We start from the raw sequence: 16,307 nt of genomic DNA on the forward strand, positions 1-16,307 counted from the left end.
CGGGCGCCACGACCAGGAGCATCGCCGCGGCGATCAGCGCGCCGCCGAGCCCGACGCTCCAGGTGAGCGGCTCGCCGTAGGCGACGGCGGCCAGGGCGGTCACCCAGAGCGGCTGCGAGGCCAGGATGACCGCGGCGGGCACCGGCGGGACGTGGGCCTGGCCGAAGGAGCGGGCCAGGAAACCGAGCGCGCAGGCCACGATCGACAGGTGGCCCAGGATGGCCCAGTCTCCGGCGGTCCGGGGCACGGTCAGGCCGTCCGGGACGGCGAGCAGGCCCGTCATCGCCGCGATGACGCCGAGCTGGATCACGGTGATCGCGTAGGCGTCCTGCCGCGCCCGGCCGGAGGCGCCCAGGACCAGCGTGTGCGCGGAGTACAGGACCGCGGCCAGCAGGGTGACGCCCAGCGCGGGCAGCGAGACGTCCTGCCCGGCGGCCCCGCGCAGAAGGGTGAAGGAGACCAGTGCGGCCGCCGCCAGGGACACCGCCCCCCACGTCCGCCGCGACAGGCGGGTGCCCAGCACCGCCAGCCCGAGGATCGGGGTGATCACCACGTAGGAGCCGACCGTGAACCCGGAGACGGGCGAGGGCAGGTCGTGCAGCGCCACCGCCTGCGCGGTCTGCCCCACCCCGAACAGCAGGCCGAGCAGGATGCCGGTGGGCCAGACGCCCTCGGGCAGCCCGCGCAGGCAGCCGGGGCGCAGCGCGAGCAGCGCCAGCGCGGCCAGGCCGTACCGCTCGGCCAGCAGGTCGGCCACCGGGACGCGGCCGATGAGGTCCTTCATCAGCGGGAAGGCCGATCCCCAGGCCGCGCTGACGAACAACAGGAGCACGGCGCCCAGGAGGGGCCGGGACGCTGACGACACGGGCGCTGCCATACGGGAAGGGTGGCACCACCCGCGGCGGCCGGAAGGCGATCGCCCACCCCGGAGGGTGGGCGGAGTACAACCCGGAGGGAGGACGTCCCTCCCCCGGGCGACAGGGGCCACTCCGGGTCGACCGGAAGGACCCTCCGTTCTGAAAGACCTCAGTTTTCCGGGCTTTCCGCACTATTGGATTCTCCGTACAATAGAAGGCAGGAGACCCGAGGAGGAGGGCCGCATGACAGCGACTCCGAGCACCGCCGCGGACCGGGAGCGCGACCGGGCGGTCGCGGAACGGCGCGCCTACGAGACGGTCGTCGAGCGCCTGTCCAAGGCGTCGGTCGACAAGCACTGGGAGCCCTACGTCGACATCCCCTGGGACGACCCCGACTTCCTGGTCCGCCAGGACGACCCCCGCTGGGAGCTGCCCGGGGTCGACCGGCTCGGCGGGCACGCGTGGTACCGCGCGCAACCGCCGGAGGTCCGCGCGCGGATCGGGCTGTGGCGGGTGGCGACCGCCATGAAGATCGGCCTGCAGTTCGAGAACCTGCTCAAGCGCGGCCTGCTCAACTACGCCTACCGGCTGCCGAACGGCTCCCCCGAGTTCCGCTACGTCTACCACGAGACGATCGAGGAGGGGCACCACGGGATGATGTTCCAGGAGTTCGTCAACCGGACGCGGCTCCCGATCCGCGGCATGCCCGGCCCGCTCAGCCTGATCTCCCAGATCACGCCCTGGATCCCGCTGATCTCCACCGAGCTGTTCTTCGTCTTCGTGCTCGGCGGCGAGGACCCCATCGACCACGTGCAGCGCAAGGCGCTGCGGGAGGGGCAGATCAAGCACCCGCTGGAGGAGACCATCATGCGGATCCACATCGCGGAGGAGGCCCGGCACATCTCCTTCGCCCGGCACTACCTGCGCCGCCGGGTCCCCCGCCTGCCCCGCCCGCACCGCTTCCTGCTGGGCCTGGTCTCCCCCGTCGTCCTGGGCGTCATGGCCCGCATCATGCTCGCCCCGCCCGGATCGATGATCAGGGCGTTCCGCATCCCGGACGACGTCGTCCGCGAGGTCTACACCGACAACCCCCACATGGCGCAGGAGATCCGCGACTCGGTCGCCAGGACCCGTGAGCTCTGCGCCGAACTGGGCATGATGAACCGGGTCCAGCGGAGGGTCTGGCAGGCCATGGGCATCGACGACGGGCACGCACGGAAGGCTGCCGCATGAGGACCGCGATCGTGACCGGGGGCGCGTCCGGCATCGGCCGGGCCGTCTGCCGGGAGCTGGCCCGGCGCGGCGTGCACGTCGTGGCCGCCGACCTCGACGGGGAGGGCGCCGCCCGCACGGCCGAGGAGTTCGGCTGCGCGGGCGCCGAGGTCGACGTCACCGACCCGGAGGCCGTGCGCGCGCTCGTCCGGAGGGTGCGCGACGAGCACGGGCGGCTCGACTTCGTCTTCAACAACGCGGGCATCGCGGTCGGCGGCACCGCCGACGAGCTCACCCTCGACCACTGGAACCGCACGATCGACGTGAACCTGCGCGGCGTGGTGCACGGCGTGCACGCCGCCTACCCGATCATGGTCGAGCAGGGCTTCGGGCACATCGTGAACACCGCCTCGCTGGCCGGGCTGACCCCCGCCCCGCTGATGCTCCCGTACACCGCGACCAAGCACGCCGTGGTCGGGCTCTCGCTGGCGCTGCGGGCCGAGGCGAGGGCCCGCGGCGTGCGGGTGAGCGTGGTCTGCCCGGGTTTCACCGACACCCCGCTGCTCGACCACGCCAACCCGGGGCTGCCGCAGACGGCCACGGGCGCGGGCGCCCGCCCGGCCGCGATCCGGGCGCAGGGGCGGCTCTACTCGGTCGACGCCCTGGCCGACGACATCATGCGGGGCGTCGCCCGGAACAAGGCCCTCATCGTGGCCCCGGCCTCGGGCCGGCTGCTCTGGCGCGCGGTGCGGCTCTCGCCCGCGGCGGCGGTCCGGCTCGTCTCCCTGGCCGTCGGCCGGCTGCGCGGCTGAACGGCCGCGGCTCGGCGGCTCGGCGGCGAGCCCGACGGCTGAACGGCTGCGCGGCTGCGCGGCTGCGCGGCTGAACGGCCGCGGCTCAGGGGGCGAGCCCGACGTACTCGAACCAGTCGAAGTCGGCGGTGTTGCGGTTCCCGGCGTCCCCGCCCGCGGCGTACATGCCGACGTAGGCGCCGGTGAAACCGCCCGCCACGGTCGAGCTCAGCAGGCGCCCGTCCACCGCGTCCCCCACCGGCAGCCACTCGCCCGGAGCCGTGGCGCAGCGCATGCGGTACTCCTGGCCCCGCGCCTCGATCCCCAGCAGGATCCGGCCGCCGGGCACCGCGGCGCGAGCGGTCACCTCCTCCTTCCCTCCCTCGCGGCGGACCACCTCCAGTCCCCGCTCGGTGCGCACGTAGCGGATGTGGAAGTCGTCGTTCTGCACCAGCACCAGCCCCGCGCACTCGCCCGCGCCGGGGGTGAAGTCGAGCGCGGCGTGCACCGCGAAGTCCCGGTGCTGCTGGCGGCGTGCCACCAGGCTCGGGTTCCCCCGCTCGCAGAGCGTCTGCGGCCGGACCCGCAACCGCAGGTGCCCGGGGCGCTCGGTCAGGCTCCAGTACGGCTCGCGCGGCGTGCGCAGGTGGTTCCAGCACGGCGCCAGCCGCGGCGCGTCGAAGTGGTCGCAGGCGGGCTCGGCGGGCCAGCGGTGCTCGGGCAGGGCCGGGGCCGGGCCGTACGGCTCGACCCGTGACACGAGCGGCCAGCCGTCCTCCCAGCGGACCGGCGTCAGGAAGGTCTCCCGGCCGAGGTTGTAGTGGTAGCCGCCGTAGGGGCGCATGGCGAGCAGGACCATCCACCAGTCCCCGTCCGGCGTGCGGACCAGGTCGGCGTGACCGGTCCCGGTGATCGGGTGGTCGCGGCCCAGGTCGCGGTGGGTGAGGATGGGATTGCGCGGGTTGCCCCGGTAGGGCCCGGTCACCCGGTCCGACCGCGCGACCGTGACGGCGTGGTCGAGGTCCGTGCCGCCCTCGGCGATCATCAGGTAGTACCGGCCGTCCACCTTGTACAGGTGGGAGGCCTCCGGCCAGACCGCGTCGCGCAGCGCGCCGGTCCACAGCACGTGCTCCGGGCCGGTCAGGCTCATCGTCGCCGGGTCCAGCCCGCGCAGGAAGACCTCGCCGCGGCCGTCGTCGCCGACCGGCCGGTTGGCGGTGACCCAGGCGCTCCCGTCGTCGTCGAAGAAGAGCGACGGGTCGAAGGCCCCCGGCAGGTCCAGCAGGTACGGCTCGCTCCACGGCCCCGCCGGGTCGGTCGCGGTGACCACGAGGTTCTCCAGCCCGTCCACCAGCGTGGTGATCACGTAGAACACGCCGTCGCGGTGGCGGATGGTGGGGGCGTAGATCCCGCCGCTCGGCCGGATCCCGTCCAGCGGAAGCTGGGACGGGCGGTCCAGGACGTGCCCGAGCCGCCGCCAGTTCACCAGGTCGCGGCTGTGGAAGACCGGCACTCCGGGGTACCACTCGAAGCTGGAGGTGACCAGGTAGTAGTCGTCCCCGACCCGGCAGACCGACGGGTCGGGGTGGAACCCCGGGATGACGGGGTTCGTGAACGTCCGCACGTGACTCCCTCCTGCGGGGCGCGGGGCGCGGCTCAGCCGGCGAGGTTGGCGGTGAGCAGCTCGATGAGCGGCTCGCGGCGGACGCAGGCCCGCAGCGCGAACGAGTCGGCCAGGGCGACCAGCTCGTCGTCCGACAGGCCCTGGAACAGGGCGGCGTACTCCGGCAGCAGCGCCTGCGCGATGAGGATGTGCCGGATGAGGTCGTCGGTCTGGTAGCGGGCGCCCCAGGGGTAGGGGTCCCAGCCGGGGAACTCGGTCTCCATCAGCCGGTGCAGCGGCGCCAGGACGTCGGCCGCCTCCTCCATCGTGGAGCCCCACCGGTCGGCGCCCAGGCGCGTCTTCTTCGCGATGAAGTCCCCGAAGCGCCGCAGGTACGGCCCGGCGGGGTCGGCGCTCACCAGGCCCTGCAGTCCGACGTCCTTGTAGGTCCACAGCGCCCAGCCGGCCTGGTGCTCGTCGAAGATCTCCAGCTGGTCGGCGAGGATCCGGTAGCGCTGCGCGTCGATCTCCGGGTCGCCGGTGTAGACGGGGCCGAACTCGCCCACCCAGATCGGCGTGCCGGTCTCGCGCTGGAAGGCGGTGCGCCGTTCGAAGGTCCGCACCAGGTGGTCGCGGTCCACCCACTCGCCCTGGGTGTGGCCCGGGTACGGCCCGCCGTGCGCGAAGCCGGCCAGGGCGTAGTCGTGGCAGACGAAGACGGTGTTCTCGTAGACCTCGCGGAAGACCGAGAAGTCGGTGGAGTAGGTGTTGCCGTCCAGGAAGAGCACGTGCCCGGGGTCGACCGCGCGCAGCGCCTTGACCAGCCGGTCGTAGAACGGGCCGACCACCCTGCCGCCCGGGTCGCCGGGTTCGTTGACCGGGTTGTAGCCGGCCACGTAGGGCTGGTCGCGGTAGCGGTCGGCGATCGCCTCCCACAGGTGCACCACGCGGTCCTGGAAGTGGCGGTGCCGCCAGAACGCGGCGACGTGGGTGGGGTTGTCGGAGTGCCAGTGCTGGTTCTGCGACCCGGGGACGGCGTGCAGGTCCAGCACGCTGTAGATCCCCCGCTCGGCGAGCAGGCCGATGACGCGGTCGAGGTGGCGGAAGCCGTGCTCGTCGATCTCGAACGGCCGGTCGTCGGACTCCAGGTGCCGGTAGTTGAACGGGATGCGCACGCAGTTCATCCCGGCGGCGGCCAGCAGGTCGGCGTCCTCGGGGCCGAAGAAGGAGGTCAGCAGCCGGTCGAAGAACAGCTCCGCGCGGTCCTCCCCGACCGCCCGGCCCACCGCCTCCCGCATCCCGGACTCGTTGGCCGGGTAGCCGGTGATGAAGTTCTCCATGTTGAGCCAGCCCCCGAGGCCGACTCCGCGCAGCCTCACCGGAGCGCCTGCCGAGTCGACGAGTTGGGATCCGGAGACACGCAGCGTCATCAAATCTCCCTTATCGCGAAGAGCAGAGATCTTTTGAAAGTTTCATTAAAATTCCGAATGTTTCGCTCTCCGGCGAGGATAGATAATTGCCCGTTATGCGTCAATACAGCAGCGGGCACGTGCCCGGTGACGGAGAGCACCACGGGAGGGGAGGCCGAAACTTTTCGGGTACACTCCCTGCCATGCCAACGAAGAAGCGGGTGACGATCGCGCTGATCGCCGAGGAGGCCGGTGTCTCCGTCCCCACGGTGTCCAAGGTCATCAACGGCCGTCCGGAGGTCGCCCCGGAGACCCGCCAGCGGGTGGAGCGCCTGCTCCACCTGCACGGCTACCAGCGCCGGGTCGGCCAGGCCGACGGGCCCGCGGGCCTGGTCGACCTGGTCTTCTCCGAGATCGAGAGCCCCTGGGCCATGGAGATCGTGCGCGGCGCCGAGACCGCCGCGCACGAGGCCGGGGCCAGCGTCGTGATCTCCGTGCTGCACACCCATGCCGGGCCCGGCCGCGACTGGCTGGAGCGCATCGCGGCGCGGCGCACCGACGGCGTGGTCATCGTGGCCTCCCGGCTCTCGGCGGGCCTGCAGCGCCAGCTCAGCGCCCGGTCGATGCCGTTCGTCGTCGTCGACCCCGAGGGGGAGCCCCCGTCCGACGTCGCCTCGGTGGGCGCCACCAACTGGAACGGCGGCCTGGCCGCCACCCGGCACCTGCTGGAGCTGGGGCACCGCCGGATCGGGATCATCGGCGGCCCGGCCGACATGCTGTGCAGCCGGGCCAGGATCGACGGCTACCGGGCCGCCCTGGAGACCGCCGGCGTCGCCGTGGCCCCGGAGCTGATCCGCCCCGGCGACTTCCTGGCGGACTCCGGCCGCGAGCAGGGCCGCGGGCTGCTCGCCCTGGACGACCCGCCCACCGCGATCTTCGCCGGCAGCGACCTGCAGGCGTTCGGCGTGCTGGAGGCCGCCCGCCGGCGGGGGCTGCGCGTCCCGGAGGACCTCAGCGTGGTCGGCTTCGACGACCTGCCCCTGGCCCGGTCGGCCTGGCCCCCTCTGACGACCGTCCGCCAGCCGCTCCAGGAGATGGCCGCCCTGGCCACCCGCATGGTGGTGGCCTCCGGACCGGGCGCCCCGGAGGCCAAGCGCGTGGAGCTGGCCACCGAGCTCGTCGTCCGGGAGAGCACGGCCCCGCCCCGCCGCTGAGGGGGCGCGCCCCGCCGGGGCCGGCCGCCCGGCCCGCGGTGCGACGCGCCGTCCGGCCATCCCTCAGCCCTTCGTCGCCCCGGCCGTGAGGCCGCTGATGAGCTGGCGCTCGGCGACGGCGTAGAACGCCAGCGCCGGCAGCATCGCCACGATGACGTAGGCGAGCACCTTGGCCGTGTCGGTGGAGTACTGCCCGCTGAACTGCTGGACGCCCACCGGGATCGTCCACCACTCGGGGCTGTTGAAGACGACCAGCGGCAGGAAGAAGTTGTTCCAGCTGTTGACCACCGCGAGCACCGAGACCGTGGCGATGGCCGGGCGGGCCATCGGCAGCAGGATCCGCCAGAAGAAGCCGAACGCGCTGCAGCCGTCGAGCGTCGCCGCCTCCTCCACCTCTCCCGGGATCGTCCGGAAGAACCCCCGCAGAATGATGATCGTCACCGGCAGGGCGAAGGCGGCCTGCGGCAGGATCACCCCCAGCGGGTTGTCCAGCAGGCCCAGGCTGCGCAGCAGCACGAACAGCGGGAGGATCGCCACCGCGAACGGGAACATCAGCCCCATCGTGAACAGGGTGAACAGCAGCTCCCGCCCGCGGAAGGCGAACCGGGCGAAGACGAACCCCGCCAGGGCCGCCGCGGCCACCACGATGAGGGCCGTGGCGACCGCGATGAACGTGCTGTTGCCGACCTGGCGCCAGAAGTCCGGCGAGGTCAGGACGTCGGTGTAGTTCGACACCACCCACGGCGACGGCAGGCCGAACGGGTTGGTCGACAGCTGCTGGTTGCTCTTGAAGCCGCCGAGCACGCCGTAGCCGATCGGGACGACGATCAGCGCCCCGATCACGACGACGATCGCGTGCAGCCCCAGGTTCCGGAGCCTGCGCGGCTTGCGCACCCGCGCGCGGGTGCCGGTACGGCTCATCGCTGGTCTCGCATTCCGGTGATCGCCCCTTCGGTGTCGCGGCGCAGGACGAACCTCTGGTAGCCGAGCGCGAAGACCAGGCTGATGAGGAACATCACGACGCTGATGGCGCTGGCGTAGCCGACCTGGTAGCGCCCGAAGCCGAAGGTGAACATGGTGATGGCCATCGTCTCCGACGCGTGGATGGGCCCGCCCTCGGTGAGCACCCAGACCAGGTCGAACAACTGGATGGCGCCGATGACGGACAGGAAGGCGCTGATGCGGATCGTCGGGCCCAGCAGCGGGAGCGTGACGTGGCGGAACACCTTCCAGCCGCTCGCGCCGTCCAGCTGGGCGGCCTCGATCAGCTCGGTGGGGATGCCCTGCCGGCCGGCCAGGTACAGGATCATGTGGAAGCCGAAGTACTTCCAGGTCATGACGATGAACACCGAGTACATGACGCTGGAGGGGTCCGACAGCCAGGTGGAGCTCAGCTCCTCCAGCCCGACCATGCTCAGCATCTCGTTGGCCAGGCCGCGCTCGGGCGAGAAGAACATGGTGAACAGCACCGCGGTGATGACCTCGGACAGCACGTACGGCGCGAAGAACAGCAACCGGTAGAAGGCCCGGCCCCGCATGGGCCGGTTGAGCAGCAGCGCCAGCCCCAGGGCCAGCGGCAGCTGGACCGCCAGCGAGAGCACGATCAGCACCAGCCCGCGCCACAGGTCCCCGAGGAACACCGGGTCCTCGAACATCCGGGTGAAGTTGTCCAGCCCGACGAAGTCGGTCGGCAGCCCGCCGAACCCGTTCCACTTGAACACGCTGGCGTAGCCGGCGAGCAGGATCGGCACCAGCACCAGCAGGACGAACAGCACCAGCGCCGGGAGCAGGAACAGGGTGATCGTCACCAGGGCGCGGCGCCGGCCCCTGCGGCGGCCGGCCGGGTCGCCGCCGGACGCGGGCCGCGCGCGGCGGGGCTCCGCCTGCGCCGGGCGCTCGTCCGCCGCCAGGGTCTCCGGTCTCATCGGTTCTCCCCGCTCGGGGGGCCGGGCGGGCGCCCGGCCCCGTCCTTCGTCTTCACGCGGCCGTCACTCCGACTTCGCCGCCGTCGTGATGTCGGCGACGACCTGCTCGGGGGTCTTCGACCCGGCGATGAGCTCGGCCACGCTGTCGTTCACCTGCTGGCCGACCGCCGGCGGGTAGGCCTGGTCGAGGTAGAGCTGGTAGCCGGTGGCCTTGCTGAGGCTCTCCGTCACGAGCTTGGCGTGGCGGTCGGTGACCGCGTCCTCGGTGCCCTTGACCGCGGGGAAGATGGCGCCCGTCTTGACACCCTTGCGGTGGTTGTCGGGCTGGGAGATGAACCTGAGGAAGTCGACCGCCTCCGGCGGCGCGTCGGCGCCCACCGCGATGCCGCCGCCGCCGCCGAAGGCGTCCGTCGCCGTGCCCTTGCCGCCCTCGACCGCCGGGAACGGGAAGAAGCCGAGGTCCTCGCCGAGGTCCGTGGAGGTGTCCCGCTGGACGCTGGGCGCCCACTGGCCCATCAGCTCCATGGCGGCCTTGCCGTTGCCGATCGCGGCGGCCTGGCCGTCCGGCTTGTCGTAGTCGGCGCCGAGGAAGCCCTGCTGGAACGGCTGGAGGTCGACCAGTTCCTTGAGCTTGCGCCCCGCCGTCACGAAGTCGGGGTTCTCGAACGACTTGGTCTCGGCCGCCTGCTTGAGCGCGTCCAGGCCCGCCACGCGCATGGCCAGGTAGGCCCAGTAGTAGTGGCCCGGCCACTTGGCCTTGCCGGCCAGGGCGATCGGGGCGATCCCGGCCGCCTTGAGCTTCTTGACGTCGTCGAGGAACTCGGTCCACGTCGCCGGCGGCGCGTCGATGCCGGCCTTGGCGAAGAGCTTCTTGTTGTACCAGAAGCCGACCATGCCGATGTCGTGCGGGACGCCGTACGTCTTGCCGTCGACCTGGTAGGACTGCAGCGCGACCGGGGAGAGCGTGCCGGACCAGGGGGCGATGTCGGCGGTGAGGTCCTTGACCAGGCCCGCCTCGACCTGCTGGGCCAGCACGCCGCCGCCCCAGGTGTGGAACAGGTGCGGGGCCTTGCCCGACTGGGTGACCGTCGTGAGCTTGGACTTGAAGTTCTCGACGTTCATCGCGTTCATCTTGATGGTGACGTTGGGGTGCTGGGCCTCGTACTCCTTGACCAGTCCCTTCCAGACGCCCAGCATGGGTTCGATGTTGTGGATGCTCCACCACTCGACCGTGACCTTGCCCCCGGAGGAGGCGCCCCCGTCCGCGCCCGCCCCGCCGCTCCCGCCGCCGCACCCCGCCAGAAGCAGCGCGGCCGCCGCCATCGTCACCGCACTTCGCCGATTGAACGACTTCACAGTGGTCTTCCTTCCTCTGCCGTCGCCACCGCAGATGTGATCCGCTGCCCGCGGATGTGATCTCTGAAAGTTTCACAGCATTACCGATAATTTCTAGAGATGGCGCCGAGGGTACATGGGCTTTTCCGTCGCATCAACGGCCGTCGTCACACCGTTACCTAGCGGGTGGTGCGGAAGAATCGCGCACACCTCCGCCGCGATCGCCTCCGACCGCGGCGGAAAAATCTCGGATGCGTTGAGAAACTTTCAAACACAGGGCGTCCGGCGCCGTGCACCTCTGGCGTGCCCGATCGGCCGCCCGCCGGTGTTTTCCCCGCCCGAAAACGGACATGGCTTCGGTGATGCCCATCGATTCCCGGGGGTGCCCAATGAGCTCGAAATCCCGCCAGACGAAGGCCCAGCACGAGCAGCGCAGGGCCTCGTCCGCCCAGAAGCAGCAGACCGGCCGCGTCTCCGCCGGGGGCACGCCCTCGCGCGCGGGCAAGGCCGCCGGAGTGCACGGCGCCGACCATCCCGGTGGCAGCACCCGGGCTCAGCGCATGGTCAAGCAGTCCCTCCCGCTCCGCCGGGGCCAGCGGTCCGGGTCGGGTCGCCCGTCGTCCTGACGGCGTCGGGTCCCGGCGTCAGCCGTCGAGCAGCCTCAGCGCCTCCTCGTCGGTCATGCCCTCCAGTTCCTCGATCAGCAGTTCCTCCACCGCGGCGGCCAGCTCGGCGATCGTGGCACGGGTGAAGACCGTGCGGACGGCGACCTCCAGGCCGGTCGCGCGGCGGATGCGCGCGGCCACCCGCGTGGCCAGCAGGGAGTGGCCGCCCAGCGCGAAGAAGTCGTCGAACACGCCGAGACCGGTGACACCGAGCAGTTCCTCCCAGATCCCGGCCACCAGCCGCTCCGCGTCGGTGCGGGGCGCGATCCGCCCGGCGGCCGGGACGAGGTCCGGTTCGGGCAGGGCCGCCCGGTCGACCTTGCCGCTCGACGTCAGGGGCAGCGCCTCCAGCCGCACCCAGGCGGCCGGGACGAGCTGCCGGGGCAGCGCGCGTTCCAGCCGGGCGCGCAGCTCGGCCGGATCGGCCGCGCCGGTGAAGTAGGCGATCAGCTCCCCGTTCCGGACGGTGACGAACGCCTGTCCCACCTCCGGATGGTCGAGCAGCCTGCTCTCGACCTCTCCGGGTTCGATCCGGAAGCCCCGCACCTTGAGCTGGCCGTCCAGCCGCCCCAGGAACTCCAGCCGTCCGTCGAGACGGCGGCGGGCCCGGTCGCCGGTCCGGTAGCGGCGCGCGCCCGGCGGGCCGTACGGATCGGGCACGAACGCCGCCGCGGTCGGCGACGGCCTGCCGAGGTAGCCGCGCGCCACCCCCGCCCCGCCGATGACGAGCTCGCCCGCCGCGCCCGCCGGGAGCGGCAGGCCCCGTCCGTCCAGCACGTGGACCGAGGTCTCGCCGATCGGCCGCCCGATCGGCGGGCGGCCCGAGGCCGCGTCGGCGCCCAGGTCGGTCGCGGTGGCGATCACCGCGGCCTCGGTCGGCCCGTAGGTGTTGACCAGCCGGACCCGGTCGGCGAACCGGGTCCGCCAGCGTTCGACCGCCGCCGCGGCGACCTGCTCCCCGCCCAGGATCACCAGGCGCAGCCCGGGCGGCCAGGCCACCGCCTCCTGCTCCTCCACCAGCGCGTGCCAGTAGGCGGTCGGCAGGTCCAGCACGGTGACCCGCCGGCCCGCGGGGGTGGCGAGCACCTCGGGCAGGCTCGTCGCCCCGTCGGGGAGCAGCACCAGCGCGGCGCCCGCCGCCAGCGTCGGGAAGACCTCCTCAACGTGCGCGTCGAAGCCGAGCGAGGCGAACTGGACCACGTGGTCGCCGGGGGCCAGGCCGTAGGCGGAACGCATCCACCGCACCCGCGCGGTGACGGCCCGGTGCTCCACCACCACGCCCTTGGGGCGCCCGGTGGAGCCCGACGTGGTGATCACGTAGGCGGCGTCCGCCGGCCGGACCCCCACGGGCCCCGCGCCCGCGCCCGCCGCGGATCCCGCCTCCGCCCCCGCGCCCGCCGCGGATCCCGGTCCCGCGCCCGCGCCCGCCGCGGATCCCGCCTCCGTCCCCGCGTTCGCCGCGGGTCCCGCGTTCGGCGCCGTACGGCTCCGGCCGTCCTCCGGTCCGCAGGGGTCGATCGCGAGATGTCCGGGAGGGAGGCTCCGCCGGGTGACCACGTGGACGATCGAGGCGTCCGCCAGGGTGAAGGCGAGCCGTTCGTCGGGATCGTCCGGATCGAGCGGCAGATAGGCGGCGCCGGCCCGCCACACGGCGAGCAGCGCGACGATCGCCTCGACGGAGCGCGGCAGGCAGACGCCGACGATGTCGCCGGGGCGCACCCCGCTCCGGCCGAGCGCACCGGCCAGCGCGTCCACGCGGGCCAGCAGGTCCCCGTAGGCGACCTCCGTCCCGCCGCAGACCACGGCCGGGGCGCCGGGCGACCGCCGGGCGACCTCGGCGATCATCTCCGGCACCGACGCCTCCGGCGCGGCGGCCTCCGCCGTCCCCGCGTCCGCGGCGTCCGGCGCGCCCGCGGGGACGGCGCCCGCGCCGTCCGGCGCGTCCGTGCGCGCGGTGTCCGGCGGGGACGCGGGCCCGGCCAGGGCGCGGATCTCCGCCTCGTCCTCGTCGGTCCAGATCCGCAGCTCCGAGATCGCGGTGTCCGGCCCGGCCGCGACGGACTCCAGCAGCCGGGCGAACCGCTCGGCCAGGCGGCGCCCCGCCTCCGCGTCGAACAGCCCCGTGTCGTGGCAGAGCGCGATGCCCAGTCCGTCGGCGTCCGACCAGACCTCGACCAGCAGGTCGACCTTGGCCTGCCGGAACCCGGCGTCGAGCCCGGTCACCTCCAGGTCCCCGAACGGCCGCCGGGGCCCGCCGTCCTGGGTGTGCAGGATCAGCATCGACGGCAGCAGCGACTCCGCCCGCCCGCCGAGCCGTTCGAACGGCACCGCCGAGGCCGCCATCGCGCCCAGGACCTCGCCCCGCGTCCGCGCGACCAGCCCGGTGAAGGACGGGTCACCGCTCAGGTCGCCCCGCAGGACCACCGTCTGGGAGACGTACCCGACCATCGCCTCCAACTCGACCCGGTCCCGGCCCGAGAAGACGCTGCCGACCAGGAGGTCGGTCCGGCCCGTGTGCCGGAAGAGCAGCACCTGGTAGGCCGCCATGAGCACGGTGAACAGGGTGGTGCGCCGCTCCGCGGCCAGCCGCTCCAGCCGCCGGGCCGTCGCCGGCGGCAGGCGCACCCCGTGGAAGGCCCCCTCCCCGCTCGCCGCGCCCTCGCGGAAGGGCAGCTCCGGCGGCGGCGGGTCGGCCAGCCTCTCCTGCCAGTACGGCACCGCGCGCCCGGCCCGGCTCCGCTGCCACAGGGCGTGGTGGACGGCCTGGACGGGCAGCGGGGCGAGCTCCGCCGGGACGCCGGCGACGCGGGCCGTGTAGCACGCGGCCAGGTCGTCCAGGATCACGTTGAGCGACCACCCGTCGGCGAGGATGTGGTGCATCGTGACGCAGAGCACGTGCTCGTCGTCGCCGCTGCGGATCACCGCGATCCGCAGCGGCGGTCCCTGCGCCAGGTCGAACGGGGCGTTGACCCGTTCGGCGGTGATCCGCCCGGCCTCCTCACGGTCCCGCGCGACCGGCCAGTCGACGGCGGCGGGCGCCGGGGGCCCGACCACGGCCCAGGGCACCCCCTCCTCCTCGGTGAAGCGGGTGCGCAGGCTCTCGTGGCGGGCCAGGACGTCGTCGAACGCCCCGGTGAGCGCGGCCCGGTCGAGCGGGCCGCGCAGCGTGCGCACGAGGTAGAGGTTGTAGGCGGCGTCCGCCGGATCGAGGCGCTGCAGGAACCAGAGCCGCTCCTGGGCCGGGGACAGGGGCGCCCTCATGCGCCCGGCGCCAGTTCGTCGAAGAGGGCGGCCAGCTCCTCGGCGCTGAGCCCGTCGAGCTGATCGCGCAGCGCCGCCATGTCCATCAGGTCCGGCCCGTCGTCCGCCCCGTCGCCCGCGCGGTCGATCTCCCGGGCGAGCCCGGCCACCGTGGGGTTCTCGAACAGCGCCACGATCGGCACCACCGTCCCGAACAGCGTCTGCACCCTGGCGATGATCTGGGCCGCCGTGAGCGAGTGCCCGCCGAGCTCGAAGAAGTCGTCGTCGACCCCGACCGGTTCGGCCAGGCCGAGGACGTCGGCCCACATGGCGGCCAGCTCCTTCTCCTCCGCGCCGGCCGGGGCCCGGTAGGGCGTCCCACCGGGCCGCGCCCAGTCGGGGTGCGGCAGCGCCGCGCGGTCCAGCTTGCCGTTGGGGGTGAGCGGCAGCCGGTCGAGGACCACCAGGTGGGCGGGGACCATGTACGCCGGCAGGCCCGCCCGCAACCGGGCGCGCAGTCCCGGCCAGAGCCCGTCCGGGACGCCGGCCTCCACCGGTGCGCCCGCGGCGCCGCGGTGCCCGGAGCCGTCCGGGGCGCCCGGGGTCCCGACGGTCCCGATGATCCCGGCGTCACCGGCGTCACCGGCGTCGCCGGCCGGGACGACGTAGGCGACCAGCCGGGGCGACCCGTCCGGGCCCTCGCGCACGGCGACGGCGGCCTGCCGTACCTCCGCGGCGGCCCGCAGGGCGGTCTCGATCTCGCCGAGCTCGATCCGGAAGCCGCGGATCTTGACCTGCTGGTCGGCCCGGCCCAGGTACTCCAGGCGTCCCGCGGCGCCGATCCTGGCCAGGTCGCCGGTGGCGTACATGCGCGCGCCCGGCCGGCCGGAGAAGGGGTCGGGCAGGAAGCGGGCCGCGGTCAGGGCGGGCAGGCCGTGGTAGCCGCGCGCCACCCCGGCGCCGCCGATGTGCAGCTCCCCCACCTGTCCCTCCGCCACCGGGTCCCCCGCGGCGTCCAGCAGGTACAGGGCGGTCTCGGCGATCGGCCCGCCCAGGTCCACCGGGGCCGGCGCGGGCGGGACGGGCCCGGCGGTGGACCACACGGTCGTCTCCGTCGGCCCGTACACGTTCCACAGGCGGGCGCCGTCGGAGCCGAGCGCGTCGGCGAGGTCGCGCGGGAGCGCCTCGCCCCCGCACAGCCGCGTCCGGACCGTCGGCGGCACCCCGCCGGCCTCCAGCAGGATGCGCCAGGTCGCCGGGGTGGCCTGCATGGCCGTGATCCGCTCCTCGGCCGCCAGCGCGCGCAGCGCCGGGCCGTCGGCCACCCGGTCGGCGGGGGCCACCACGAGCCGGGCGCCGCAGGCCAGCGGGAGCAGCAGTTCCAGCACCGAGATGTCGAACGACAGCGTGGTGACGGCCAGCCAGCGGTCGGCGGGGGTGAGCTCCAGCAGGGAGGCGAAGGACCCGATCAGGTTGGCCACCGCGCGGTGCGGGACCGCCACGCCCTTGGGCCGCCCGGTCGAGCCCGAGGTGTAGATCAGGTAGGCCAGGTCGCCCCGCGGGCCGTCCGGGGCGGGCGGGCCGTCCGGGGCGGGGCGCGCGCCGGGGACCGAGCCGTCCGGGGCGAGCACCAGCGTGCGGGGCGTCCCGGACGGCAGCCGCGCCGCCACCCCGTCCTGGGTCAGCACCAGGCCGGCCCCCGCGTCCTCGCGCATCAACCGGAGCCGGTCGGCGGGGAAGTCGGGGTCGAGCGGGACGTACGCGCCGCCCGCGGCCCAGACGGCCAGCACCGCGACCACCATCCCCACGGTGCGCTCCGTGCAGATCCCCACCGGGACCTCCGGCCCCACGCCCCGCTCGCGCAGGACCGCCGCCAGGGCGTCGACCCGCTCGTGCAGTTCGCGGTGGGTCAGCTCGCCCCCGGGCCCGCTCACCGCCACCGCGTCGGGGGTCAGGTCCCGCCGGCGCCGTAGCGGCTCCAGCGTCGTCAGCGTCGTCAGCACCGTTCGTCTCCCTTCCGTCGCGGATCCGCGGCCGGACCCCCGATCCCTGCCCG

Annotated in this window: 11 protein-coding genes and 1 pseudogene; 4 read left to right on the forward strand and 8 right to left on the reverse strand. The window is 73.8% G+C overall.

The window, feature by feature from the left end:
- Positions 1-19: 19 nt before the first annotated feature.
- Positions 20-877, reverse strand: a pseudogene (locus HS045_RS35040) (DMT family transporter); the annotation flags it as partial.
- Between the two features lie 223 nt (positions 878-1,100).
- Between HS045_RS35040 and HS045_RS29140 the strand changes: the two are divergent.
- Both HS045_RS29140 and HS045_RS29145 read left to right on the forward strand, forming a co-directional pair.
- Positions 1,101-2,090 carry a diiron oxygenase gene (locus HS045_RS29140; RefSeq protein ID WP_196454768.1) on the forward strand — a complete coding sequence of 330 codons (990 nt, stop codon included), beginning with the start codon at positions 1,101-1,103 and terminating at the stop codon, positions 2,088-2,090.
- Positions 2,087-2,881 (forward strand): SDR family oxidoreductase, encoded by a 795-nt coding sequence (locus HS045_RS29145; protein ID WP_196454770.1) that lies wholly within the window; start codon positions 2,087-2,089, stop codon positions 2,879-2,881. The genes HS045_RS29140 and HS045_RS29145 overlap by 4 nt, the downstream gene beginning before the upstream one ends.
- An 85-nt stretch (positions 2,882-2,966) precedes the next feature.
- Here HS045_RS29145 and HS045_RS29150 read toward each other — a convergent pair whose 3' ends face one another.
- Together HS045_RS29150 and HS045_RS29155 are read right to left on the reverse strand one after the other, a co-directional pair.
- Positions 2,967-4,484 carry a glycoside hydrolase family 43 protein gene (locus tag HS045_RS29150; RefSeq protein ID WP_196454772.1) on the reverse strand — a complete coding sequence of 506 codons (1,518 nt, stop codon included), beginning with the start codon at positions 4,482-4,484 and terminating at the stop codon, positions 2,967-2,969.
- A 32-nt stretch (positions 4,485-4,516) separates the two neighbouring features.
- Positions 4,517-5,893 (reverse strand): glycoside hydrolase family 5 protein, encoded by a 1,377-nt coding sequence (locus HS045_RS29155; protein ID WP_196454774.1) that lies wholly within the window; start codon positions 5,891-5,893, stop codon positions 4,517-4,519.
- Positions 5,894-6,075: 182 nt separating this feature from the next.
- On the opposite strand from HS045_RS29155, the gene HS045_RS29160 reads away from it, so the two are divergent.
- Positions 6,076-7,086, forward strand: a complete 1,011-nt coding sequence (locus HS045_RS29160; protein WP_196454776.1) for a LacI family DNA-binding transcriptional regulator — start codon at positions 6,076-6,078, stop codon at positions 7,084-7,086.
- A gap of 63 nt (positions 7,087-7,149) precedes the next feature.
- On the opposite strand, the gene HS045_RS29165 is transcribed toward HS045_RS29160, so the two are convergent.
- From HS045_RS29165 to HS045_RS29175, 3 genes are all read right to left on the reverse strand, one after another.
- Positions 7,150-8,007: a carbohydrate ABC transporter permease gene (locus HS045_RS29165; RefSeq protein ID WP_196454778.1), complete on the reverse strand. Its 858-nt coding sequence runs from the start codon at positions 8,005-8,007 to the stop codon at positions 7,150-7,152.
- A complete protein-coding gene (locus tag HS045_RS29170) occupies positions 8,004-9,011 on the reverse strand; it encodes a carbohydrate ABC transporter permease (protein ID WP_196454780.1) in 1,008 nt (335 codons plus the stop codon). The genes HS045_RS29165 and HS045_RS29170 overlap by 4 nt, the downstream gene beginning before the upstream one ends.
- Positions 9,012-9,074: 63 nt before the next feature.
- The gene (locus HS045_RS29175; protein WP_307827786.1) at positions 9,075-10,367 is read right to left on the reverse strand and encodes an extracellular solute-binding protein; all 1,293 of its coding nucleotides are present in this window, start codon (positions 10,365-10,367) and stop codon (positions 9,075-9,077) included.
- A gap of 368 nt (positions 10,368-10,735) precedes the next feature.
- Between HS045_RS29175 and HS045_RS29180 the strand changes: the two genes are divergently transcribed.
- Entirely contained in the window at positions 10,736-10,972 is a 237-nt protein-coding gene (locus HS045_RS29180) for a hypothetical protein (RefSeq protein ID WP_196454782.1), read from the forward strand.
- Between the two features lie 18 nt (positions 10,973-10,990).
- On the opposite strand, the gene HS045_RS29185 is transcribed toward HS045_RS29180, so the two are convergent.
- Together HS045_RS29185 and HS045_RS29190 are read right to left on the reverse strand one after the other, a co-directional pair.
- Positions 10,991-14,272: a non-ribosomal peptide synthetase gene (locus tag HS045_RS29185; protein ID WP_196454784.1), complete on the reverse strand. Its 3,282-nt coding sequence runs from the start codon at positions 14,270-14,272 to the stop codon at positions 10,991-10,993.
- Entirely contained in the window at positions 14,269-16,254 is a 1,986-nt protein-coding gene (locus HS045_RS29190) for a non-ribosomal peptide synthetase (protein WP_196454786.1), read from the reverse strand. The genes HS045_RS29185 and HS045_RS29190 overlap by 4 nt, the downstream gene beginning before the upstream one ends.
- Positions 16,255-16,307: the final 53 nt, after the last annotated feature.

The organism is Planomonospora sp. ID82291, assembly GCF_015711645.1.
GTDB lineage: Bacteria > Actinomycetota > Actinomycetes > Streptosporangiales > Streptosporangiaceae > Planomonospora.

Coding starts and splice junctions, on each gene's coding strand:
- HS045_RS29165 (WP_196454778.1), bottom strand. CDS start 8,007: ATGAGCCGTACCGGCACCCGCGCGCGGGTGCGCAAGCCGCGCAGGCTC.
- HS045_RS29145 (WP_196454770.1), top strand. CDS start 2,087: ATGAGGACCGCGATCGTGACCGGGGGCGCGTCCGGCATCGGCCGGGCC.
- HS045_RS29155 (WP_196454774.1), bottom strand. CDS start 5,893: ATGACGCTGCGTGTCTCCGGATCCCAACTCGTCGACTCGGCAGGCGCT.
- HS045_RS29180 (WP_196454782.1), top strand. CDS start 10,736: ATGAGCTCGAAATCCCGCCAGACGAAGGCCCAGCACGAGCAGCGCAGG.
- HS045_RS29170 (WP_196454780.1), bottom strand. CDS start 9,011: ATGAGACCGGAGACCCTGGCGGCGGACGAGCGCCCGGCGCAGGCGGAG.
- HS045_RS29160 (WP_196454776.1), top strand. CDS start 6,076: ATGCCAACGAAGAAGCGGGTGACGATCGCGCTGATCGCCGAGGAGGCC.
- HS045_RS29185 (WP_196454784.1), bottom strand. CDS start 14,272: ATGAGGGCGCCCCTGTCCCCGGCCCAGGAGCGGCTCTGGTTCCTGCAG.
- HS045_RS29140 (WP_196454768.1), top strand. CDS start 1,101: ATGACAGCGACTCCGAGCACCGCCGCGGACCGGGAGCGCGACCGGGCG.